General features: G+C 33.7%; 20 protein-coding genes, 1 tRNA gene and 1 pseudogene. 19 read left to right on the top strand and 3 right to left on the bottom strand.

Features of this window, described 5'->3' with window-relative positions:
- Positions 1-116 precede the first annotated feature (116 nt).
- The 3 genes from E0I26_RS05700 to E0I26_RS05710 all read left to right on the top strand — a co-directional run bounded on the left by E0I26_RS05700 (position 117) and on the right by E0I26_RS05710 (position 3,944).
- Positions 117-1,940 (top strand): glycoside hydrolase family 13 protein, encoded by a 1,824-nt coding sequence (locus tag E0I26_RS05700; RefSeq protein ID WP_394346097.1) that lies wholly within the window; start codon positions 117-119, stop codon positions 1,938-1,940.
- 112 nt (positions 1,941-2,052) lie between these two features.
- The gene (locus tag E0I26_RS05705; protein WP_131915537.1) at positions 2,053-2,730 is read left to right on the top strand and encodes a glycerophosphodiester phosphodiesterase; all 678 of its coding nucleotides are present in this window, start codon (positions 2,053-2,055) and stop codon (positions 2,728-2,730) included.
- The gene (locus E0I26_RS05710; RefSeq protein WP_131915538.1) at positions 2,727-3,944 is read left to right on the top strand and encodes a BaiN/RdsA family NAD(P)/FAD-dependent oxidoreductase; all 1,218 of its coding nucleotides are present in this window, start codon (positions 2,727-2,729) and stop codon (positions 3,942-3,944) included. Before E0I26_RS05705 ends, E0I26_RS05710 begins: the two co-directional genes overlap by 4 nt.
- A 162-nt stretch (positions 3,945-4,106) precedes the next feature.
- On the opposite strand, the gene E0I26_RS05715 is transcribed toward E0I26_RS05710, so the two are convergent.
- Positions 4,107-4,823, bottom strand: a complete 717-nt coding sequence (locus E0I26_RS05715; RefSeq protein ID WP_131915539.1) for a hypothetical protein — start codon at positions 4,821-4,823, stop codon at positions 4,107-4,109.
- A 162-nt stretch (positions 4,824-4,985) separates the two neighbouring features.
- Here E0I26_RS05715 and E0I26_RS05720 point away from each other — a divergent pair, with 162 nt between their 5' ends.
- The 5 genes and pseudogenes from E0I26_RS05720 (at position 4,986) to E0I26_RS05740 (ending at position 9,446) form a co-directional block, all read left to right on the top strand.
- Positions 4,986-6,887: a sensor histidine kinase gene (locus tag E0I26_RS05720; RefSeq protein WP_131915540.1), complete on the top strand. Its 1,902-nt coding sequence runs from the start codon at positions 4,986-4,988 to the stop codon at positions 6,885-6,887.
- Positions 6,887-7,510 carry a response regulator transcription factor gene (locus E0I26_RS05725; protein ID WP_131915541.1) on the top strand — a complete coding sequence of 208 codons (624 nt, stop codon included), beginning with the start codon at positions 6,887-6,889 and terminating at the stop codon, positions 7,508-7,510. The genes E0I26_RS05720 and E0I26_RS05725 overlap by 1 nt, the downstream gene beginning before the upstream one ends.
- 4 nt (positions 7,511-7,514) lie before the next feature.
- Positions 7,515-7,658, top strand: a pseudogene (locus tag E0I26_RS05730) (aminoacetone oxidase family FAD-binding enzyme); the annotation flags it as partial.
- Between the two features lie 124 nt (positions 7,659-7,782).
- Complete coding sequence (locus E0I26_RS05735) at positions 7,783-8,517, top strand: hypothetical protein (protein ID WP_131915542.1); 735 nt, start codon at positions 7,783-7,785, stop codon at positions 8,515-8,517.
- 191 nt (positions 8,518-8,708) lie between these two features.
- Positions 8,709-9,446: a hypothetical protein gene (locus E0I26_RS05740; protein ID WP_131915543.1), complete on the top strand. Its 738-nt coding sequence runs from the start codon at positions 8,709-8,711 to the stop codon at positions 9,444-9,446.
- A gap of 77 nt (positions 9,447-9,523) precedes the next feature.
- Here the strand turns inward: E0I26_RS05740 and E0I26_RS05745 are convergent, their stop codons facing one another.
- A complete protein-coding gene (locus tag E0I26_RS05745; protein ID WP_131915544.1) occupies positions 9,524-10,003 on the bottom strand; it encodes a TspO/MBR family protein in 480 nt (159 codons plus the stop codon).
- 228 nt (positions 10,004-10,231) lie between these two features.
- On the opposite strand from E0I26_RS05745, the gene E0I26_RS05750 reads away from it, so the two are divergent.
- The 10 genes from E0I26_RS05750 (at position 10,232) to E0I26_RS05795 (ending at position 20,419) form a co-directional block, all read left to right on the top strand.
- Positions 10,232-11,335, top strand: coding sequence for a diphosphomevalonate/mevalonate 3,5-bisphosphate decarboxylase family protein (locus E0I26_RS05750; RefSeq protein WP_131915545.1), 1,104 nt, complete (start codon positions 10,232-10,234; stop codon positions 11,333-11,335).
- A gap of 41 nt (positions 11,336-11,376) precedes the next feature.
- Positions 11,377-11,571 carry a hypothetical protein gene (locus tag E0I26_RS05755; RefSeq protein WP_131915546.1) on the top strand — a complete coding sequence of 65 codons (195 nt, stop codon included), beginning with the start codon at positions 11,377-11,379 and terminating at the stop codon, positions 11,569-11,571.
- 59 nt (positions 11,572-11,630) lie between these two features.
- On the top strand, positions 11,631-12,569 hold the full coding sequence (locus E0I26_RS05760) for a mevalonate kinase family protein (RefSeq protein ID WP_131915547.1): 939 nt from the start codon (positions 11,631-11,633) through the stop codon (positions 12,567-12,569).
- 674 nt (positions 12,570-13,243) lie between these two features.
- Entirely contained in the window at positions 13,244-14,560 is a 1,317-nt protein-coding gene (locus E0I26_RS05765; protein ID WP_235831717.1) for a sensor histidine kinase, read from the top strand.
- A gap of 4 nt (positions 14,561-14,564) precedes the next feature.
- Positions 14,565-14,951 (top strand): response regulator, encoded by a 387-nt coding sequence (locus tag E0I26_RS05770; RefSeq protein ID WP_235831718.1) that lies wholly within the window; start codon positions 14,565-14,567, stop codon positions 14,949-14,951.
- 216 nt (positions 14,952-15,167) lie between these two features.
- A complete protein-coding gene (locus E0I26_RS05775; protein WP_131915550.1) occupies positions 15,168-16,124 on the top strand; it encodes a geranylgeranylglycerol-phosphate geranylgeranyltransferase in 957 nt (318 codons plus the stop codon).
- Positions 16,125-16,394: 270 nt separating this feature from the next.
- Positions 16,395-17,303: a pseudouridine synthase gene (locus E0I26_RS05780; protein WP_131915551.1), complete on the top strand. Its 909-nt coding sequence runs from the start codon at positions 16,395-16,397 to the stop codon at positions 17,301-17,303.
- Positions 17,304-17,386: 83 nt separating this feature from the next.
- The gene (locus tag E0I26_RS05785; RefSeq protein ID WP_131915552.1) at positions 17,387-17,749 is read left to right on the top strand and encodes a nuclear transport factor 2 family protein; all 363 of its coding nucleotides are present in this window, start codon (positions 17,387-17,389) and stop codon (positions 17,747-17,749) included.
- A gap of 203 nt (positions 17,750-17,952) precedes the next feature.
- Positions 17,953-19,719, top strand: coding sequence for a DUF885 domain-containing protein (locus E0I26_RS05790; protein ID WP_131915553.1), 1,767 nt, complete (start codon positions 17,953-17,955; stop codon positions 19,717-19,719).
- Positions 19,706-20,419, top strand: coding sequence for a hypothetical protein (locus E0I26_RS05795; protein WP_165929412.1), 714 nt, complete (start codon positions 19,706-19,708; stop codon positions 20,417-20,419). The genes E0I26_RS05790 and E0I26_RS05795 overlap by 14 nt, the downstream gene beginning before the upstream one ends.
- A gap of 44 nt (positions 20,420-20,463) precedes the next feature.
- Here E0I26_RS05795 and E0I26_RS05800 read toward each other — a convergent pair.
- Positions 20,464-20,545 (bottom strand) — tRNA-Leu (locus E0I26_RS05800).
- Between the two features lie 108 nt (positions 20,546-20,653).
- On the opposite strand from E0I26_RS05800, the gene E0I26_RS05805 reads away from it, so the two are divergent.
- Positions 20,654-22,042, top strand: coding sequence for a dipeptidase (locus E0I26_RS05805; RefSeq protein WP_131915555.1), 1,389 nt, complete (start codon positions 20,654-20,656; stop codon positions 22,040-22,042).
- Positions 22,043-22,207: the final 165 nt, after the last annotated feature.

A 22,207-nucleotide genomic window follows, 5' to 3' on the forward strand; every position in this document is an offset into this window, starting at 1 on the left:
TTTAAATTTTATTTTGATGTTTCACAATATTTCCAGTAGAACCTTAATTCAACAAAATAATTATGAGTACTCAAAAAATACAGTTCAACATAAATACCTTTTTATTCAATAAAATAATGGCTATCGTTTTATTGATATCCGTTTCAGTAAATGCTCAAATTCAGAAAACCGAGCCTCCGTTTTGGTACGCTGGCATGCAAAATCCGGAGCTTCAGATTATGTTTTACGGAAAAAATATTGCTCAAAATGAAGTTTCTGTTTCCAATAATATTGTTATAAAAGACATTAAAAAAACTGAAAATCCGAACTACGTTTTTGTAACCATCGACACCAAAAATAGTCCTGCATCGGAATTGGTTTTCTCCTTTTCTAAAAACAAAAAAGTTGCTTTCACAAAAAAATATGCTTTAAAACAAAGGAGACCGAATTCCGCTCAACGCAAAAGTTTCGATTCTTCGGATATGATGTATCTGCTTATGCCGGATCGTTTCGCTAACGGAAATCCAAACAACGACAATGACAAATCGGTTACTGAAAAAGCTAACAGAAGCTTACCCGGAGGACGCCACGGTGGCGATATTAAAGGAATGATACAACATCTGGATTATCTGCAAGAATTGGGAGTTACTGCACTTTGGAGCACGCCACTCTGCGAAGACAACGACAAAGCGTATTCCTACCATACATACGGACAATCGGATGTGTACAAAATAGATCCGCGCTATGGAACCAATGAAGAGTATGTTCGCCTTTCGGCAGCATTGAAAAAGCGAAATATGAAATTGGTCAAAGATTATGTGACGAATCACTGGGGTGCCGAACATTGGATGTACAAAGATTTGCCAACCTATGACTGGGTGCATCAATTCCCAGGATTTTCGCAATCGAACTACAGAATGACAACTCAATTTGATACCAATACTTCGGCAATTGATGCCAAAAACTGTATGGATGGATGGTTCGTTCCTTCAATGCCTGACTTGAATCAATCCAATCCTTTGGTTCTAAATTATCTTACCCAAAATGCCATTTGGTGGATTGAATACGCCGATTTAGACGGATTCAGAGTCGATACATACTCTTATAATGACAAAGTTGGAATTGCAAAATGGACCAAAGCAATTACAGACGAATACCCGAATTTCAACATCGTCGGAGAAGTTTGGATGCACGACCAAGCACAAATGTCCTACTGGCAAAAAGACAGTCCGATTAGCGCTATTCAAAGCTACAATTCCTATTTGCCAAGCGTAATGGATTTCACGTTGCACGATGCTTTCGGTAATGTTTTCAACGAAGACAAGGCTTCTTGGAGCGACGGAATGATTAAGGTTTACGACAATTTCACGAATGATTTTTTATATGCAAATACGAATAACCTGTTGACTTTCGTCGAAAATCACGACACTGGAAGATTCAACCATATTTATAAAAATGATTTCAAAAAATACCAAATGGCAATGACTCTGATTGCTACAGTTCGTGGAATTCCGCAGACGTATTACGGTTCAGAAATCGGGATGGCCGGTGACAAAGGCAAAGGCGATGCAGACATCCGTCAAGATTTTCCGGGAGGTTGGGCTGGCGATACAAACAATGCATTCACAAAAGCAGGGAGAACCGAAGAACAGAATAAATTCTTTGATTTTACATCGAAATTGTTTCAATGGAGAAAAGGAAAATCGGTAATCCATTTCGGAAAAATGACGCATTACATTCCTGAAAATAATGTCTATGTTTATTTTAGATATAACGAGAAGGAAACCGTTATGGTGGTCATCAACAATACTGCGGAAGCAAAAACATTCAAAACAAATCGTTTTCAGGAAAACATCAAAAATTTCAAATCCGGAAAAGATGTTTTGACAGGAAAAGCATTCGATTTGAAAGACGAGATTTCATTGGATGGAAAATCGGTTCTGATTTTAGAATTGAATTAAAACCTAAATTCCAGAACAGAACTGAAAAGAGATTAAATTTAATTTTCATCAAAACGCCTTTAGAAATGAAGGCGTTTTTTTTATGTTTACCTTTACCAGAAAATAGACAACAATGCTCAAAATTGGACATCGTGGCGCAAAAGGATATGAACCGGAGAACACCTTTATTTCGTTCCAAAAAGCATTAGACATGCAAGTGGACGGGATTGAACTCGATGTACATTTGAGCGCCGATGGCGAAATAATTGTTATTCACGACGAAACCATTGACAGAACAACCAATGGAAAAGGCTTTATAAATACATTATCTTTGCGAGAATTGAACGTTTTTCGAATAAATGGAGTACATAAAATTCCAACGCTGAAGGAAGTTTTTGATTTGGTAAACCAAGATTGTTTTATCAATATTGAACTTAAAAGTTATGAAGCGGCAGATAAAGTGGTTTCTCTCATTGAGAAATATGTTGCTAAAAAAGGGTGGAAATACGATTCTTTTTTAATTTCCAGTTTCGATTGGAATGCGCTGCAACAAGTGGCGTTTTTGAATGATAAAATTCCAATTGGCGTTTTAACAGAAACCGATTTAGACTTGGCGTTGGCTTTCGCCAAATTCATTCAGGCAAAGTCCATTCATCCGCATTTTCATTTATTAACAAAAGAAAATACGGCTCAAATGCAACAAAAAGGATTGCAGGTTTTCCCTTGGACCATAAATGAATTAGAAGATATTCAAAAAATAAAAACATTCAACATAAACGGAATCATCACTGATTTCCCAAATAGAATATGAATCAAAATTTTGACATTATAATAGTAGGTGGCGGCGCTGCAGGATTTTTTACAGCAATCAACATTGTGGAAAAAAATCCAAAACTAAAAGTAGCCATTCTGGAACGCGGTACAGAAGTACTGAATAAAGTTCGCATTTCCGGTGGTGGAAGATGCAACGTGACACACGCTTGTTTCGAACCGAACGAATTGGTGAAGTTTTATCCGCGTGGCGAAAAAGAATTACGAGGACCTTTTCATCAGTTTTGTTCTGGCGACACCATTGAATGGTTCGAGAAACATGACGTAGAACTCAAAATTGAAGCTGACGGACGCATGTTTCCGGTTTCGAATTCGTCTCAAACGATTATTGATTGTTTCCTGAAAGCTACACAAAAACTGGGAATTGCAGTACTTACAGGAGAAAGTGTGCAATCTATTTTCAAAAAAGATAATCTATGGAAAATAGAAACCCAAAATGAAAATTATCTTGTCGAAAAACTAATTTTAGCTACAGGCAGTAATCCTAAAGTATGGGAAATGCTACAAACTTTTGGTCATGCGGTGGTCAGTCCGGTTCCTTCCCTATTTACTTTCAACATCAAAGATGCCAGAATAAAAGAATTACCCGGCGTAGCAGCACAAGTTACCGTAAAGGTAAAAGACACCAAACTCACCTCTACAGGACCTTTGTTAATTACCCATTGGGGAATGAGCGGTCCTGCAATTTTAAAACTCTCCGCTTGGGGAGCCCGAATTTTATTCGATAAAAATTATCAGTTTACCATTTTTGTAAATTGGTTGAATGATGCCGACACAGCGGATGTCGAGAAAAAGCTGAAAGAATTAAAACAAGAACACGCGAAAAAATCGGTTTCAAAAAAATCCCCATTCCAATTAACCAATAGATTATGGGAAAGTTTAGTACTCGCTTCAGGAATTGAAGGTGAAACTAAATGGGCCGATTTGTCAAAAATACAATTGCAAAATCTAACCAATCAATTAACGAATAGTACTTTTCAGGTCAACGGAAAAAGCACTTTCAAGGAAGAGTTTGTGACTGCCGGCGGAATTGATTTAAAAGAAATCAACTTCAAAACGATGGAAAGCAAACTGCACGAAAACCTTTATTTTGCAGGTGAAATCGTGAATATTGATGCGATTACGGGCGGATTCAATTTCCAGAATGCGTGGACAGGCGGGTTTATTTTGGCGAATGCTATTGCCAATACTTAGATAAGAAGTTGCAAAATCCAATCCTAATTTGAAAATACGATTTAAAAAAGGGTTTGATTTTTATTTAAAATCAAACCCTTTTTTAAACTTCTGAAAAAAACACATTTATAAAAGATTTAAAACATACTTATCCAACGTTTCCGTAATTATGTGAATCAAGGCTTAAAGGGCTCTTTTTCCGCTAAAAGTACCTTTATCGCCATCTGTGTTTTCCCAAGTTCCATTTATATTTTCGTCCGTTATGGTACCTTTAAAAGAACCATTTCCTGCCGTTCCCATAAATGTATTTAGCAATACACTTCCTGTCATTGACACCGGTTCCTCATTAGACACTGGTCTTGCAGCTAAACCAATAAGCTTATCTTTTGACAAACTCATGTTGAATGGCTCATAATTTTTTTTATCTAAACCAGTATAGGTCCCAATGTAACATTTTACAATTTTATCTGAATATTCCTTCTGTATTTCAATACCAGCTAATGGATGTCCAATAATTATAATGTTCGTAATATTTGGTTCTTCACCCGAAGCACTAACATTGAAATCAAATGAAGAAGCTCCATTTGTAAAAGTTAATCCAATAGTAACCTGACCGTTGGCACTGGTTTCTGTAGCTGTGTAAGTATACGCTTTCCCGTCAATAGTTAAAACTGCAGATTTGGTATTGTCATCATTAAGATTGATTACTATTGTTCCGGTAGAACCCGTAAACACTCCTTTGTAGGTGCCAAAATTGCTTCCGTCGAATTTTGCAAGCGCAGTTGGAGTTTCTGAAAATTTAGGTTGAGACGAATCATCATTAGAACACGAAAATGTCAATGTACTAATTAATAGTAGTGCCAAAAAAGTTTTTAGAATAGCTTTCATGCTGTTTTTCATAATTTCTATAATTTAATTTGCCTACTCTATAAAACCCTTTTCGGCTAACGGGCTTATTTATCAATCCCTTATCTTTACTTAGTTTCTAATATATTTACAAATCTCAACATATCGTCAAGGGTAAACAATACCTAAGAGTAGGTATATTTACACAAACTATTTATGATACATTTGCGTATGCCAAAAAACACCGTAATTCTGCTTATGTACTTTGCTTTCAGCACAATGTTTGCCCAAAACAACTTGGATACGCTCAAAGTAAACGGTGCTAATACAATTCTTTTGGGGAATTATTATCACTCGTTTGAAGATGTCTCCAACGCTATGACGGCAGATCAATTAGTGAACAAATTGACCAATAATGAGTTTAAACCCGTACACAAAGATTCCAGAATATTTAACGGAGGCTTCACCAAAAGCACCTTCTGGCTCGCTTTGAAAGTAACCAATACCGCTTTGACAGATCAATCGTATGCTTGGAATTTTTATAATGACGGGATTTCTTTTGATTTTTTTGAAATAAAAAACAAAAAATCACAGTTTATTGAAAGCATTTCGGCACATAAACCATTAGAAGAAAGGAAATTTAAAGTACTGTTCCCTTGTTTGAAAATCGACTTTAAACCCACCGAAACAAAACTTTTATTGGTAAAAATAAAGCCCACAATTAAAAATAACATTTACACCACTTCGGACTTTACAACAGTCGAAGATTATTTCTTCTTCAACCAATTTGAAGGCTTATTTTTCGGTCTTTTTTTAGGCTTTTTAGCACTTGCTTTACTGACTAATGTCTTCTTATTTATCCTTTTGAGAAATAAAATTTATGTATACCTCGTTTTTTACTTGACCTTCTTATTATTCTTTTTTATTAGAGAACATCTTTATGATGCGGTACTGCTTCCAAAAACGATATTGAAATATGAGGTTTTAATTTCCAAGAATTTTTTTTCGAGTATGGCACTGTTCTTTTTTATTAAAGTGTTCTTACTTTTTACAAATTACAAAACAAAGTACCCTAAAATATATCCTTTTATAAATTACATCAATTTAGCCATGTTAGCAATGAGCATAGTATTGCTTATTAGTAGTCTAATGTTTGCTTCTCAAAATGAAGTCCTGAGACAAATTAGAAGTTGCTCCTACAACCTATTTTATCTGTCTTTAACGGTATATTTACTGGCTCTAATCTATGCTTTAGTTAAAAAGAACAAAACAGCTTATGCTTTTTTAGTTTCAAACCTATTCATGTTTTTATCCGTTGTTTTTTTAATTTTACATAAATTTGGAATAGCTACTTTCGGAGAAATCAGACATTTAAACGGAATTAAAATTTCTTTCTTAATAGAGATAACGCTGCTTACAGCCTTTTTTGTTTATGGACACAAAAAAGAAAGAGATAATTTTATAGCACTTCAATTAGAGGGAATCAAGGTTAATGCAGATTTAACGTCTAAAATTTTAAAAGTACAAGAAGACGAAAGAGAATCAATCGCACGAGATTTACACGATGAAGTTGGCAGCGGATTAACCGTTCTACGATTAATGATTGAGAATTATTTCAATGATTCACAAAAAAATGACAACAATGGCGCCAAACAAAAAATCATTTCCAATCTAAAAACGATTTATGAAGAAGTTCGAGACATTAGCCAATTAATGATGCCAGAATGTTTTGATTATTCTGATCTAAAAGAAATTGTAGAAGAAAAAATACAAATTTATCAGAGTAGTTATCCAACCATTTTATTTTCTTTTAACCACACCGGCGATTTTGAAACTCTCGAAAAAAGCAAACAAACACATCTCTATAGAATCATTATCGAAATCATACACAATGCCATCAAACATGCCATTGCAACCAAAATAGACATTCAAATCTACATCGAAAACAATGAAATAGAAATTATAATAGAAGACAACGGGATTGGATTCAAAAAAGACAAAATCAATAACGGGATTGGATTATCAAATGTTCAAACCCGAATAAAATACCTCAAAGGAACTTACTCTTGTGATACAAATACAGATGGAACTATTTTTATTATTCAAATACCATTATAATGGAAAAATCATACAATATTTTCATCGTAGACGACCACACCCTTTTTTGTGATGGATTACAAAACATTATAGACAGAAACCAAATAGGAGTCGTAACTGCAATACTCAACAACGGTAAGTCTCTATTAAGTCATTTGAATTTATCTATTCCAGATTTAATTATTTTAGATTTAAACATGCCTGAATTAAATGGTTTTGAAGCCACTAAAAAGATTAGAAAAAACTACCCAGGCATAAAAATTTTAGTTGTTTCAATGAAAGAAGAAATAAAATTAATTAAAGAACTAAAAACAATGGGAATCTCTGGTTATTTAACCAAATTCATTGGAGAATCCGATTTAATTGAAGCTGTTGAAAACATCAAAAATGGTAATCCCCATTTTCCTATTCTGGACCATTTTGACAAAACGTTATTAGAAAAAAAGAAGGACAATATCAACATCACAGAAAGTGAAATCCGAATAATGAGGCTCGTAATTGAGGGCTTCTCATCAAAGGAGATTGCTGGCCAACTCCATCTAAGTGTTCACACGGTTAATACACATAGAAAAAATATTATTAGAAAAACATCATTAAAAAACACTGCTGCAATGATGAATTTTGTAAAAAAAAATGGATTATAATCTTCAGTATTCCTTCAAAACCATGAAAATAAAGTTCTACTAAAACCTTCATTCTGCTGGTGAAATTGTCAATATTGATACGATTACAGGCGGATTCAATTTCCAGAATGCGTGGACAAGCGGGTTTATTGTGGCGAATGCTATTTAGACCAAAATCGTTGTACTGCAAAACTTTAATTAAGAGAACTTTAGTTTTTGATTAACAGGAATTTATTATTTTGTTTTGATTTTCATAGAATGATTTCAATATGTTTGTAATTAAAATATTACGAATGATTAAAAACTACTTTTTTGTTTCCTTACTGATTTTTGTATTTCAATCTGGTTTTTCACAAACCGAAAAAACACTCAAAGGCAAAGTCATGTTCGACAATTTCTTACTGCAAAATGTCGATGTAATCAATAAAACAACCCAAAAAAGTACTACTACCGATATCAAAGGTGAGTTTGTATTATCAGCCAAAGTCAATGACAGTATTATTTTTTACAGAAAAGAATATTATTTAAAAGGGATCCAATTAAGTCCAAACGATATTGCGACCAACAAAATATCAGTTTCAATGGTAAAAAAACCCGAAGAACTGGAAGAAATTATAATTAGACAAATTCCAAATATTGATTGGAAATTAGATACAAAATGGGAACAAGTAAAAAGAGATGAGATTACTGCCGAAAGAACTGAAAACAGATTAAAAAACACAAGGATTGACGACCTTTCCATTGATAAAGGACTGAATTTAGCTCGAATTGGAAAAACAATATTTAAACTTTTGGTAAAAGAAACATCTGGTGACAAAGCACCTCAAATTGAATTCAAACAATTGGCAAGAAGCAGCTGTGACGAAAAGTTTTATCTTGAAAACTTAAAATTAAAACCAGATGAAATAGACCTGTTTCTTCAATTTTGTGATGCAGATCCAAAATCGAAAACACTATTAGAGAACAATAATATCTTATCGATGATGGATTTTTTATATGCCAAGAACATTGAATTCAAAAAACTATAAAGACTTTAAAAAAAGAAAATTGTTTTCATTTACAATTTTCTACTACAAACTGAACTAAAAATGAAAGACTAAAGCAATTATCCTACAAGACTTTAATTAAGAGAACTTTAGTTTTTGATTAACAGGAATTTATTATTCTGTTTTGATTTTCATTGAATGATTTCAATATGTTTGTAATTAAAATATTACGAATGATTAAAAACTACTTTTTTGTTTCCTTATTGGTTTTTGTGTTTCAATCTGGTTTTTCACAATCAGAAAAACTAATTAGCGGCAAAGTTTTACACGAACAATTTCCTGTCGGAAAAGTCGAAGTTGCTAATTTCAGTTCTAAAAAAACTACTATTACAAATGCCTCTGGAGAATTTTCTATGTTAGTAAAAGCGGGTGATGAACTCATTTTTATTTCAAAAGACCATGATATTAAAAAAATTGCATTGGATCAAAAGACCATTAACAAAAGTAATCTTATAATTTTGTTAATCCTAAAACCAGAACAATTAGAAGAAGTTGTGGTTACAAAAATGCCTTCCATTAAATTAAGTACCGATAAAGCGTATGAACAAGGAAAGTTGGATAAATTGGCTTTAGAGAAAGCTGCAAAAAGGCTAAAAACGGGTGTTTACGATGGAACTATTGAAAATGGAATGGATTTTATTCGAATTGGTAAAATGATTTATAATTTATTCAAAAAAGAAAAAGAGAAAGTTAAAAAAACTGTTCCTCAAATTGAGTTTAAAGCATTAGCGACAACTACCTGCGATCAAAAATTTTATATTGAAACTTTAAAATTAAAACCAGAGGAAATATCCCTTTTTCTTCAATTTTGTGATGCAGATCCAAAATCGAAAACACTATTAGAGAACAGTAATATCTTATCGATGATGGATTTTTTATCGACCAAGAATATTGAATTTAAGAAGCTATAAAGACTTTGAAAAAAAATACAGCTTTTTTATACAGCATGACAAACTGATTACTAATCCCGAAGCGTCTGGACCGAACACTATACCCTGTTCAACCACCAAATAGTACCATTTAAAACGGCGGCAAAACTTACCCAAGCCAAATACGGAAGCATTAAATAACCTGCAATTTTATTGATTTTGGCAAATTGAATATACGTTTCAAATATCATCAACCATAACACAATAATTTCTAAACCGGCTAACATTGGGTTGTGCAATCCAAAAAACAAATACGACCACAGCGCATTTAATGCCAATTGTATTGCAAAGAAAACCAACGCTTTTTTTACGACTTCTTTCTCCGCTTCTATTCGGTCCCAAACTAATCCTGCAGCAACTCCCATCATTACATACAGCATACTCCAAACAGGCGCGAAAATCCAATTGGGTGGATTAAAACTTGGTTTTATCAGCGTTGGATACCAAGTTTCAATGCTTGATTTAGTCACCATTCCAGAGAAATAACCAATAGCAAGACAGGTGACAACAACAGCTAATATTCGGGTAATTTTATTCATTTTAATGTTTTAAATTTTTGAAATAGACTATCTTTTCAAACCGTATAAGCCATTTAAGAAAATATAAGTTTAAAAAAAGAGTATTAAATAAACCCTTAGATGGACTTATATAACTTATATGGTTATTTTTTTATTTGCCAAATTTACTTAAATCTTTCTACCGATTAACCACATAAACGAATAAACAAATAAATCAAAAAAAGTATCTTTGCGTAAATTTTTAAATTCATGATTTCAGCAAAGGATTTTATTCCATCAAAATATACACATTCGGTTGAAGAAGGAAATTTCCAGTGGAGCGCACCCAGTAACATTGCATTGGTAAAATATTGGGGCAAAAAAGACAATCAAATCCCTGCAAATCCTTCGGTGAGTTTTACGTTGAATAATTGTAAAACCATTACCAAATTGGCTTTCGCCAAAAAAGACATTTCGACTGCGCTCAATGTGACGAGTAATAGTTTCTCATTCGATTTGCTTTTTGAAGGACAACCAAAAGAAGATTTCAAACCAAAAATCCAAAAATTCCTGGAGCGAATTGAAATCTATTTACCGTTTTTAGCAGCTTATCATTTTACGATTGATACCCAAAACACCTTTCCGCACAGTTCCGGAATTGCTTCATCAGCATCAGGAATGGCGGCTTTGGCAATGAACTTGATGAGTTTAGAAAAAGCATTAAACCCAGAAATGACAGATGATTATTTCTTTCAAAAAGCGTCTTTCTTAGCACGTTTGGGTTCTGGTAGTGCTTGCAGAAGTGTAAAAGGAAGTGTGGTAGTTTGGGGAAATCACGCCAATATTGAAGGAAGTTCCGATTTATTTGGCATTGAATTTCCAAATGCAATTCATGATAATTTTAAGAATTTTCAAGACACCATTTTATTGGTTGACAAAGGTGAAAAACAAGTTTCGAGTACCCTGGGTCATGATTTAATGTACAACCATCCTTTTGCCGAAAGGCGATTTGCACAAGCGCATGAAAATTTAGACCAACTGATTTCTATTTTCGAAAACGGTAATCTGGAAGAATTCATCAAAATTGTGGAGAGTGAAGCCTTGACTTTGCATGCCATGATGATGACCTCGATGCCTTATTTTATATTGATGAAACCGAACACATTACAAATCATAAATGCGATTTGGAAATTTAGAACTGAAACTAAAATTCCGGTTTGCTTCACGCTGGATGCCGGTGCAAATGTGCATGTTTTGTATCCTGAAAATGTAGCGGTTACTGTTTTACAATTTATTAAGAACGAATTAGTTGGCTATTGTCAAAATGGTCAGTACATTTGTGACGAAATTGGAAATGGAGCTTTGTTGAATTAATTTGTTTTTTTCCTATCTTTAATTTTTAAAGAGCTGAAAATATGGACATTCAATACGAGAAATTAGAATTGATCAAAATGTTGTTAGAAACTGACGACAAGACTATAATCGAGGCTATAAAAAATATTTTCAAAGCACAAAAAAAAGATGTTTGGAAAGAATTATCTCCTGAACAACAGGAAGAAATTGATCTTGAAATTCAAGAGGCAAATCGTGGAGACCAAGTTGATTTATAAAAAAATTATTTGTTACAATATATAATTACCAACCCCAAATTGTTAATTTACAATCTAATATGAAAGGACCTTTATTTTACTCAAAAATATTACTCTTTGGAGAATACGGAATCATTCGTGACTCAAAAGGGTTGTCTATTCCTTATAATTTTTACAACGGTGCGCTTAAAAGAGATGAAAATCCATCTGAAGAAGCCATCAAATCAAATGGAAATTTGAGACGTTTTGTTATCTATTTGGAAACATTACAAAACGAACAGCCTGATTTAGTTACTTTCGATCTAGATACGTTAAAAAATGATGTTGAAACCGGAATGTATTTTGATTCCAGCATTCCTCAAGGCTATGGTGTAGGCAGCAGTGGCGCACTTGTAGCAGCTATTTACGATAAATATGCACAAAATAAAATCACGGTTCTGGAAAATTTAACTCGTGAAAAATTATTGCAATTAAAAAACATATTTTCTCAAATGGAGAGTTTTTTCCACGGAAAAAGTTCTGGTTTAGATCCTTTAAACAGTTATTTGAGCATTCCAATACTGATCAATTCTAAAGACAATATTCAAGCAACAGGAATTCCGAATCAAAGTTTTGACGGGAAAGGTGCCGTATTTTTGTTGGATTCCGGTATTGTGGGCGAAACCGCTCCGATGGTCAACATTTTCATGGAAAACCTGAAAGACAAAGGTTTCCGTACTATGTTGAAAAATCAATTTGTGAAATACACGGACGCTTGTGTGGAAAATTTCCTTGGTGGTGACATGAAATCATTGTTCATGAACACCAAGAAATTATCAAAAGTGGTTTTAAATAACTTCAAACCAATGATTCCGGAACAATTTCACGGAATCTGGCAACAAGGAATTGACAGCAATGATTACTATTTAAAATTATGTGGTTCTGGTGGTGGCGGTTACATCCTAGGCTTCACCGAAGATTTAGAAAAAGCCAAAGCTTCCCTGAAGGATTATAAACTAGAAGTAGTATATCAATTTTAAAAACTTCTAACTTTAAACTACTACAAATTTAAGCAGGTAGCACAAGCTTCTTACACTAAAAATTGTCCGTTTGTTATCCTTATTATAGGCATATATCAGGCAAACGTATGAGTTTGAAAAGTTGTCTATTTGATGAGAATTATCGAGCCAATAGATTTAATTCAACTTTTTTTGACACAAATTCCACAAATTTACACAGATTAATTTGTGCTAATTTATGGAATTTGTGTCAAATCTTTAACTGTATTCACTCATGCGTTTACCTTGATGCATATATCCCATTTGCTTTTTAGACACAATTCTATTTCTCATTCGAAAATCATGAATTTACTGGGCTAAAGTTGTCTTGTAACATTCGTATTTCTTCATGGTTCTGTGGCAATACCATATATTGAGAAGCATGTTTTTTTTTCGACAAAAAACTTTGAAATAAAAATCAAATTATTCTACATAAAAAAAATTGAAATAAATTTAAACAAAATCTTACATTTCAATAAAAAAACATCCTATCTTTAAGCATCTGATTTTTTTGCCTTCTACCTACAAAAAAAAACTATATGCCTGAAAGTAAAATCATTGAAAATTTTAAGCTACGCAATATTTTCATTCCCCTTATTATAGTAATTCTATCTTGCTCTTCGTTGATTATCATCAACTACCTGACTATTAAAATCTTGTCAGCATCCAGAGCGTATGTAAATGGAGAATCCCATTATTCTAAAGGGCAAAAAGATGCAACCCGCCACCTTATCACCTACCTTTATACTAAAGATCCCACTCAATGGGAGTTATTCAACGAAGAATTAAGTGTTCCTAAAGGAGATAAAATTGCACGAATCGGCCTAACCAATAATGGTGACATTAAAACAATTAAAGATGGATTAAGGACTGGCAGAAATCATGAGAAAGATTTGGATGATATGGTTTGGCTATTTAGACATTTCCACGCTGTTCCTTTCTTGGCAAAGGCTATTAATGAATGGAGAAAAGCGGACTATTTAATTGACCAACTGGCATCGATTGGAAATGAAGCCTACGAAAAAATAAACGCTAATACTTTAAAACCGGACGACAAGCAAAAGATTTTCCAACGGATAAACATCATTACTGATAAATTAACAATAAATGAGCGTAATTTTTCTGATGCACTCGGAGAAGGCACTCGTTTGATTAAGAACTATCTTCTTTTTACCAATATCTTTTTTACTTTGATGATCATCGGAAGTGTAAGCCTTTATTACTCCGTAATGGTTAACAGACTAAGACGCTCGAAACAGGAAACAGATGATAAAAACAGGAATTTAATAATTGCCAATAAGGAGCTTGACAAGTTTGTTTACAGTGCTTCACATGATCTAAGATCCCCTATCTCTTCTTTAAAAGGATTAATTGAAATTGTGAAATTAGAAGATGATCTGGATCAAATTAGGGATTATTTAGACCTAATGCATCAAAGCCTTGATAAGCAAGATCAATTTATAAGAGAGATAATCGATTATTCGAGAAATAAGAGAAAAAAAATAACCGTTGCTTCCGTTAGTTTAAATAAAGTTATAGATGAGATCATTGCTCAACATCTTTATATTAAAGGGACGAATGAAATTGCTATCAAAAAAGAATTATCAGTTGATGAAGTTTATAGTGACGGTTTGAGACTGAAAATTATTTTAAATAATTTATTGTCAAATGCCATCAAGTATACTGACGAAAGCAAAGAAAAAAAATACATTTCAATTAAAACGTATGTCAAAGGGGAATTTTACAAAATAGAAATTGAAGACAATGGCATCGGAATTAATAATGAATACCATGTCAAAATTTTTGAAATGTTTTTTGTGACTAATAACAACAAGAAAGGCTCCGGTTTAGGTCTCTATTTAGTAAAAGAAGCTGTTGAAAATCTTAATGGAAACATAACCGTAGATTCTAAAATGAATATTGGAAGTAAATTTATAGTAACGATACCGAAACAATATGAGGCCCAATTATAAAATTTTGATAATTGACGACAATACAATTGATCAAATTGTCACCAAACAATTACTAAAAAAAACACTTGACATAACTGATGTAAGTACTGCCAATAATGGTAAAGAAGGAATTCAATGGCTTATTGATCACGGAAAGAGTTTTGAAGAATCTCTGATTATTCTATTAGACATTAAAATGCCAGAAATGGATGGATTCGAATTCCTTTTGGAATATGAAACGCTACCCGAAGAATTGAAAAAGGAAACTCAAATTTTCATGCTTTCCTCTACATTAGACCCTAATGATATTACACAAGCAAAAAATAATAAATATGTAAAAACGCTTTTAAGCAAACCTTTACCAATTAAAGAATTTGGAGAAATGATTTATCCTGATTCTTCTCCAAAATAGTACAATCATTTTTGAATCAAATGAAATCAGAATTATTACTACTATATTTTCCATAAATAATGGTACTATTTCACAATATCCTCTTAAAAGAATTCTCATGAGTGTGTTTTTGTAAAGAAATCAAGTTGATTTTAAAAACAAAATCCTAAATTTGAGCATAAATAGGCAAGTTTGCTATACCATTGTAAAAACTTGACAAAAAACTACTACTAAAAAATGTTAAGCAGGCAACATAAGCTTTTAGTGATGAAAATCATCAGTTTATTTTCTGTTGTCAGAGGGTATAACATTCCAATAATAATTTTGGCGCAATACCTTTCGGCAATATTTATTCTGGCTCCCGAAAAAAGAGCGCTGGACATCCTACTCGATTTCAATTTATTTATACTTGTTTTTGCCTCTTCACTCACGATAGCCTCAGGATATATCATCAATAACTTTTATGACAGTCGAAAAGATTTAATCAATCGCCCTAATAAGTCGATGCTGGATCGATTAGTGAGTCAAAAAACCAAACTGAGCGTCTATTTTACACTCAATTTTATTGTGGCTTTAATGGCTTTGTTTGTTTCCTGGCGCGTATTTTTATTCTTTTCAGGGTATATATTTTCTATTTGGTTTTATTCCCATAAAATAAAAAAATATCCGATAATAGGGAATTTGACTGCTGCATTACTGGCTGTTTTACCTTTTTTTGCGATACTGTTGTATTTTTACAATCAGATTCCGTTTGAAGAAATCGAAAATTACAAAAGACAACTTGGAGTAATTTTTTCTCATGCTTCTTTTTTGTTTCTACTACTGTTGATTCGAGAAATGATTAAGGATTTAGAAAACCTAAAAGGCGATTTAGCCAATGATTACAAAACGATTCCAATTGTTTATGGCGAAGAAATATCCAAAAAAATAATTACTGTTTTGACAATTCTAACTGTATTCCCAGTTTACGCTTTAATCGAAATTTACGATGTGGGTTATATGGATATTTATTTTTATTCCTGTCTCATCAGTCTGATTTTTTTCTTGACTTACTTGTGGAAATCAAACACAAAAGCACAATTCCTGTTACTGCATAATGTCCTCAAATTCCTTATCGTAGCTGGTGTTTTTTGTATTGTATTGATTAATCCGAGTGTTTTGTGGCACGGAAAAAGATTGTTGATGACGGTTTAGATTATTTCTTCTTCGGGATTATAAAAGGTTGAAAACAATTTTCTCAAAAACACTAAATACCTCCATTTGGTTAGCCCCGATAGTAGTGGAAATCCTTTTATTTTTTTCTTTAAAAAATAAAAGATTGAAACGATAGCGGGAAATAGCTCCAAAAAACGAAACTAAAACGTATTAATTAGCTTATTAACTAGATAGTTAGCGTTTTTATAATTGGCTGTTATTGATTGTCAACTATATAAATAGTATCTTTGCACAAATTATTGGAATATTATGAATAACAAGGAAGGCAATAATAAGAAAAGTGGTCCAAGAGCAACTAGCTCAAGACCAAGTTCGAATAAGCCAAAACCTGCCATGCAGAAGCGCGCTCAAGGGCCGAAAAAAGTTAAAGTAAATACTAAAGTTGCCGATATCGCTACTGATAAAGTAGAGAAAAAACCAAATCAAGCACCAAAGAGACCGAAAGTAAAAGACGAAATTCGTTTGAATAAATACATTGCTAATTCAGGTGCCTGCTCGCGTCGTGATGCTGATATTTATATTCAATCCGGGACTGTGAAAGTAAACGGCATTCCTGTTACCGAAATGGGATACATGGTAAAACCGGGAGATGTTGTGAATTTTGACGGTGCCACTTTGACTCCGGAGAAAAAAGTATACATCTTGCTGAACAAACCAAAAAACTTTACGACAGCTATGGACGAAGGTCAGGAATATCGTAATGTATTGGAATTAGTTAAAGGTTCTACGACTGCAAAAATTGGCGCAGTGGGAAGAATGGACAAGAATACAACTGGTTTGTTATTGTTCACAAACGATACGGATATGATTCGTAAGTTTACGTTACCTAGCCAAAAATCATCTAAAATCTACCAAGTTTCACTAGACAAAAACTTGAAATTTGAGGATTTAGAAAAAATAAACAAAGGTTTGACTCTTGACGGACACCGCGTTTTTGTGGAAGATGTAAGTTACATTGATGGTGAAGCAAAAAGCGAAATTGGCTTGCAATTAAGATCGGCTAACGTGAAAGTGGTACGTTCTATTTTCGAACACTTTAGTTATGATGTGTTGCGAATTGACAGGGTTGCTTTTGCTGGTTTAACCAAAAAGAATTTGCCAAGAGGAAACTGGAGATTACTGACCGAACAAGAAATCATCAATTTGAAGAACGTTTAATATTTCTTTGAAATTATAGCAATAAAATCCCTTTCGCATAAAGCGAAAAGGGATTTTTTAATTAAAAACAAACCCTAATTATCATGACACCAGAAAAATTACAATCAATTGCTTTTAAATGGTTTGAAACTTTCAACAATAAAGAATTAGAAAAACTATTGTCTTTATATGATGAAGATGCTGTCCATTTCAGTCCAAAACTAAAAATGTACAAACCCGAGACTAACGGTTTTGTTACTGGTAAAGAGGCGCTGCGAGAATGGTGGCAAGATGCTTTTGAACGTTTACCCAGTTTAAATTATAAAGTAAAATCACTGACCGCAAATGGCGACCGTGTTTTTATGGAATATATTCGAACGGTTGTTGGTGAAGAAGACTTACTGGTTGCAGAAGTTTTAGACATCAAAGAAAATAAAATAATTGCGTCCCGAGTATATCACGGATAAAATCACCTTTTTATTTCAATTCAGTTTTTAATCCAATTTAGAAAACAGAACATCAAAATCGCATTCGCTTTAAACCGAATTGGTTTTTTTTGGCAGACAAGCATTGGAAACAGAAAAAGTCCCTATTTAGGGATAACAATATATTTGGTCAATAATTCATTTTTTTTGGTAAATTAGCTACAATTATTTAACAATCCATCATTATGAGAAAAATAACCATTGTTTTTATTACTTCAATTATTTCATTAGTACTGGTAAACTGTAAATCCAAAGACAAAAAAGAAGATTTTAGTACCTTGACCAAAAACTATTTTGACGACAGAAATGCGATGAGTCCTTTGGACGCCACACAAAATGGTCAATATGAGTATAACGATCAGTTGCAATTTGAAATGACGGACAGTTATAGAAAGTCGCAAGAAGCTTTTTTTGATAAATATCAAACTGCCCTAAAAACTATTGATAAAGAAAGTTTATCCGAAGAAGAAAAAAACAGCTACGAAATCATCAAATGGGAAGTTGAGATTGGTAAAGATTTACTAAAACAACCTACAAACCTCATGCCTGTACATCAATTTTGGGGAACACACTTGACGATGGGACAATTTGCGGGAGGAACCAGCGCACAACCTTTTAAAACCGAAAAAGACTACACTAATTTCCTGAAAAGAATGGACAAGTATTCCGTTTGGATTGATTCGGCAATGGTGTATATGAAAAAAGGAATGGCAAAAGGAATTGTGCTGCCAAAATCATTAACAACCAAGTTAATTCCACAATTTGCTGAAATGGCCACGCCAAAAATTGAAGATAATTTATTTTACTCGTCGATAAAATTAATGCCTGCTTCTTTTTCTGATACCGTAAAAAAAGACTTAACCACAAAATATACAGCCACCATCAATGATAAATTGATTCCGCAATACAAAAAAATGGCTGATTTCCTGACCAATGAATACCTTCCTGCTTCCAGAACAACCAGCGGAATAGGAAGTTTCGCTTTTGGAAAGGATTTGTATGCAACGCATGTAAAACAATGGACTACAACCGAAATGACTCCGGAGGAAATCCATGAATTGGGATTAAAAGAAGTAGCCCGATTAAATGCCGAAATGGAAAAGGTAAAAACTCAAGTGGGTTTCAAAGGAACTTTAGTACAATTTTTCGAAGAAGTTAGAAACAAAAAAGAGCTAAAACCTTTCAAGAAACCAGAAGAGGTTATTGCTAATTTTCAAAGTATTTATACCCGAATAAAACCGAATGTAGACAAATTATTCGCACTGCAACCCAAAACAAAATTTGAAATCAGAAGAACGGAAGCTTTCAGAGAAAAAACGGCAAGTGCCGAATACATGCAAGGAACGGCAGACGGTTCGCGTCCCGGTATTTTTTATGTTCCAATCCCTGATGTAGCCAATTATAATCTTTACGGAGATGAAGATTTATTTTTACACGAAGCCATTCCAGGACATCACTTCCAAATTTCATTGCAACAAGAAAATGCCAGTCTTCCAGATTTTAGAAAATTCAATTGGTTTGGTGCTTATGGTGAAGGCTGGGCTTTATACACCGAAAGTTTAGGTAAAGAGCTTGGATTGTATCAAGATCCGTATCAATATTTTGGCATGTTAGGCAATGAAATGCACAGAGCGGTTCGATTAGTCGTGGACACTGGATTACACTCCAAAGGTTGGACAAGAGAGCAGGCTATCAAATATTCGCTAGCAAACGAAGCCGAAAGTGAAGCGAGTATCATTCCGGAAATAGAGCGCTATATGGCTATTCCAGGACAAGCTTTGTCTTATAAAATAGGACAATTAAAGATTATAGAACTTCGTAAAAAAGCGGAAGTTAAAATGGGTGCGAAATTTGACATTAAGAAATTCCACGAGAAAGTATTGGAATCCGGAGTAATGCCATTAGCATTACTGGAAAACAAAATTAATGCTTGGATAAATGAATCTAGATAAATTAAAGACTATGAAAAAACTATTGATTAACACACTATTGCTGTTTTTCGCAGTATTTAATGGCAACGCACAAGGAATTCTAGACGTAATTGACCCTACCTTCTCAGGTGCTTTACTTAGGAATTCTGTTTTAAACAAGAAAGACTTGACTAAAACAGAAGGCTCTAAATACTTTGTTGAAGAATTTAGATTAGCCGAAGTTTCAGGTATTTCACAAAAAATAATGGTTCGCTACAATGCGTTGACAGATATTATAGAAGTTCAGAATGATAAAAAAGAGCTTTTCTCACTAACGAAAAAGGATCCTTTCAACACCATAACTATTATTCCTTTCACCGATAAAATCAAGCTTTTAAATTATAAAACTAAAGAGGGAGAAGCAAATGGATATTTAGTAGAATTATTTAATCAAAACGAAGTTGCATTATACAGAAGAGATAGAATTAGCCTTCAAAAGGAAAAAGAAGCTATTAATTCATATACAGTTGCCACACCCGCAAGATATGTTAAAACAAATGACGAATACTTTTTGAGTTTAAAAAATGAAAACGCTATAGTAATGCCAAAAAACAAGAAAGAACTTCAAGATCTCTTTCCAATAAAAAAAGAAGAAATTGCAATTTACTTTAAGGATAACAAATTCTCTTTAAAAGATAAAAAGAGTATTATTGAAATTGCAAAATTCATATCTAAATTTTAATTCTCTAGTATAAAAAAAGCTTCTCAATTGAGAAGCTTTTTTTGTGCGGATAATAGGACTCGAACCTACACGCCTTGCGGCACCAGATCCTAAGTCTGGCATGTCTACCAATTTCACCATATCCGCGCAATTGTGGGTGCAAAGATAAACATAACTTCCAATTTTCAAAGTAAATTTGACAAAAAATATTCATACTCTTTTTTGTACTTTTGAAATATAAACAAAATTCAAATAATGGAAAATATTAAAGCATACGTTCAAGAACACAAAGACCGCTTTATCAATGAGTTAATCGAATTATTAAAAATCCCATCCGTAAGTGCTGACACCGCTTATTCACATGATGTTTTTGAAACAGCTGATGCCGTAAAAGCCAGTTTAGAAAAAGCAGGCTGTGATTTTGTTGAAATTTGTGATACTCCGGGTTATCCAATCGTTTATGGAGAAAAAATCATAGACAAATCATTACCAACCGTTTTGGTTTATGGTCATTATGATGTTCAACCTCCAGACCCAATGGAATTATGGACATCTCCACCCTTTGAACCCGTAATCAAGAAAACCGAAATTCATCCCGAAGGCGCTATTTTTGCCCGTGGATCTTGTGATGACAAAGGCCAAATGTACATGCACGTAAAAGCATTGGAATACATGGTTCAATCGAAAACTTTGCCTTGTAACGTGAAATTCATGATTGAAGGTGAAGAGGAAATCGGTTCTAAAAGCTTGAGTTGGTTTGTGGAACGCAATCAGGAAAAACTAAAGAATGACGTGATTTTAATTTCGGACACCGGAATGATTTCTAATCAGCAACCGTCAATTACAACAGGATTACGTGGATTAAGCTATGTAGAAGTGGAAGTTACGGGGCCAAACCGTGATTTACATTCTGGATTATATGGTGGTGCTGTTGCCAACCCGATAAACGTTTTAGCCAAAATGATTGCTTCACTTCATGATGAAAACAATCACATTACCATTCCCGGTTTCTATGATAATGTAGAAGAACTATCGCTGGAAGAAAGAGCTGAAATGGCCAAAGCACCTTTCAATTTAGACAATTACAAAAAAGCATTGGACTTAAATGACGTTTATGGCGAAAAAGGCTATGTAACTAACGAAAGAAACTCTATTCGTCCTACGTTAGATGTCAACGGAATCTGGGGTGGATACACCGGAGAAGGTGCTAAAACTGTGATTTCGAGCAAAGCTTTCGCTAAAATATCCATGCGTTTGGTTCCAAATCAAGATTGGGAGCAAATCACCGAATTATTCACCAAACATTTCACAAGCCTTGCCCCTGCCGGCGTTACCGTAAAAGTAAAACCGCATCATGGCGGTCAGGGATATGTAACCCCAATAGACAGCATTGGCTATAAAGCCGCAAACATGGCTTATACCGAAACCTTTGGCGTTCCCGCAATTCCCGTGCGTTCCGGCGGAAGTATTCCTATCGTAGCGTTATTCGAAAAAGAACTGAAAAGCAAAACCATTTTGATGGGATTCGGATTGGACAGCGATGCGATTCACTCACCAAACGAACACTTCGGAATCTTCAATTACCTGAAAGGAATTGAAACCATCCCATTGTTTTACAAATATTTTGTGGAGTTGTCGAAATAATATTTTTTAGATACCGTCAGTTCGTCCCGACGCTTCGGGATTTTGTAAAGAGAAACGAAACAAAAAAGTATCGAGAACCTTTTATAACAATTAATCCGTTCAGTAATGAACGGATTTTTTTGGGCGTTCCCCGCCGAAAAAAGACGGGTCAGGCTTTCCGTTGCA

This window comes from Flavobacterium rhamnosiphilum (genome assembly GCF_004349195.1).
Lineage (GTDB): Bacteria > Bacteroidota > Bacteroidia > Flavobacteriales > Flavobacteriaceae > Flavobacterium > Flavobacterium rhamnosiphilum.

What these genes read in the sequence shown, in the direction of transcription:
- E0I26_RS05795 (WP_165929412.1), top strand. Translation starts at nt 19,706, where the DNA reads ATGAATCTAGATAAATTAAAGACTATGAAAAAACTATTGATTAACACA.
- E0I26_RS05780 (WP_131915551.1), top strand. Translation starts at nt 16,395, where the DNA reads ATGAATAACAAGGAAGGCAATAATAAGAAAAGTGGTCCAAGAGCAACT.
- E0I26_RS05760 (WP_131915547.1), top strand. Translation starts at nt 11,631, where the DNA reads ATGAAAGGACCTTTATTTTACTCAAAAATATTACTCTTTGGAGAATAC.
- E0I26_RS05755 (WP_131915546.1), top strand. Translation starts at nt 11,377, where the DNA reads ATGGACATTCAATACGAGAAATTAGAATTGATCAAAATGTTGTTAGAA.
- E0I26_RS05785 (WP_131915552.1), top strand. Translation starts at nt 17,387, where the DNA reads ATGACACCAGAAAAATTACAATCAATTGCTTTTAAATGGTTTGAAACT.
- E0I26_RS05735 (WP_131915542.1), top strand. Translation starts at nt 7,783, where the DNA reads ATGATTAAAAACTACTTTTTTGTTTCCTTACTGATTTTTGTATTTCAA.
- E0I26_RS05745 (WP_131915544.1), bottom strand. Translation starts at nt 10,003, where the DNA reads ATGAATAAAATTACCCGAATATTAGCTGTTGTTGTCACCTGTCTTGCT.
- E0I26_RS05805 (WP_131915555.1), top strand. Translation starts at nt 20,654, where the DNA reads ATGGAAAATATTAAAGCATACGTTCAAGAACACAAAGACCGCTTTATC.
- E0I26_RS05720 (WP_131915540.1), top strand. Translation starts at nt 4,986, where the DNA reads ATGATACATTTGCGTATGCCAAAAAACACCGTAATTCTGCTTATGTAC.
- E0I26_RS05710 (WP_131915538.1), top strand. Translation starts at nt 2,727, where the DNA reads ATGAATCAAAATTTTGACATTATAATAGTAGGTGGCGGCGCTGCAGGA.
- E0I26_RS05715 (WP_131915539.1), bottom strand. Translation starts at nt 4,823, where the DNA reads ATGAAAAACAGCATGAAAGCTATTCTAAAAACTTTTTTGGCACTACTA.
- E0I26_RS05705 (WP_131915537.1), top strand. Translation starts at nt 2,053, where the DNA reads ATGCTCAAAATTGGACATCGTGGCGCAAAAGGATATGAACCGGAGAAC.
- E0I26_RS05790 (WP_131915553.1), top strand. Translation starts at nt 17,953, where the DNA reads ATGAGAAAAATAACCATTGTTTTTATTACTTCAATTATTTCATTAGTA.
- E0I26_RS05750 (WP_131915545.1), top strand. Translation starts at nt 10,232, where the DNA reads ATGATTTCAGCAAAGGATTTTATTCCATCAAAATATACACATTCGGTT.
- E0I26_RS05700 (WP_394346097.1), top strand. Translation starts at nt 117, where the DNA reads ATGGCTATCGTTTTATTGATATCCGTTTCAGTAAATGCTCAAATTCAG.
- E0I26_RS05725 (WP_131915541.1), top strand. Translation starts at nt 6,887, where the DNA reads ATGGAAAAATCATACAATATTTTCATCGTAGACGACCACACCCTTTTT.
- E0I26_RS05775 (WP_131915550.1), top strand. Translation starts at nt 15,168, where the DNA reads ATGTTAAGCAGGCAACATAAGCTTTTAGTGATGAAAATCATCAGTTTA.
- E0I26_RS05740 (WP_131915543.1), top strand. Translation starts at nt 8,709, where the DNA reads ATGATTAAAAACTACTTTTTTGTTTCCTTATTGGTTTTTGTGTTTCAA.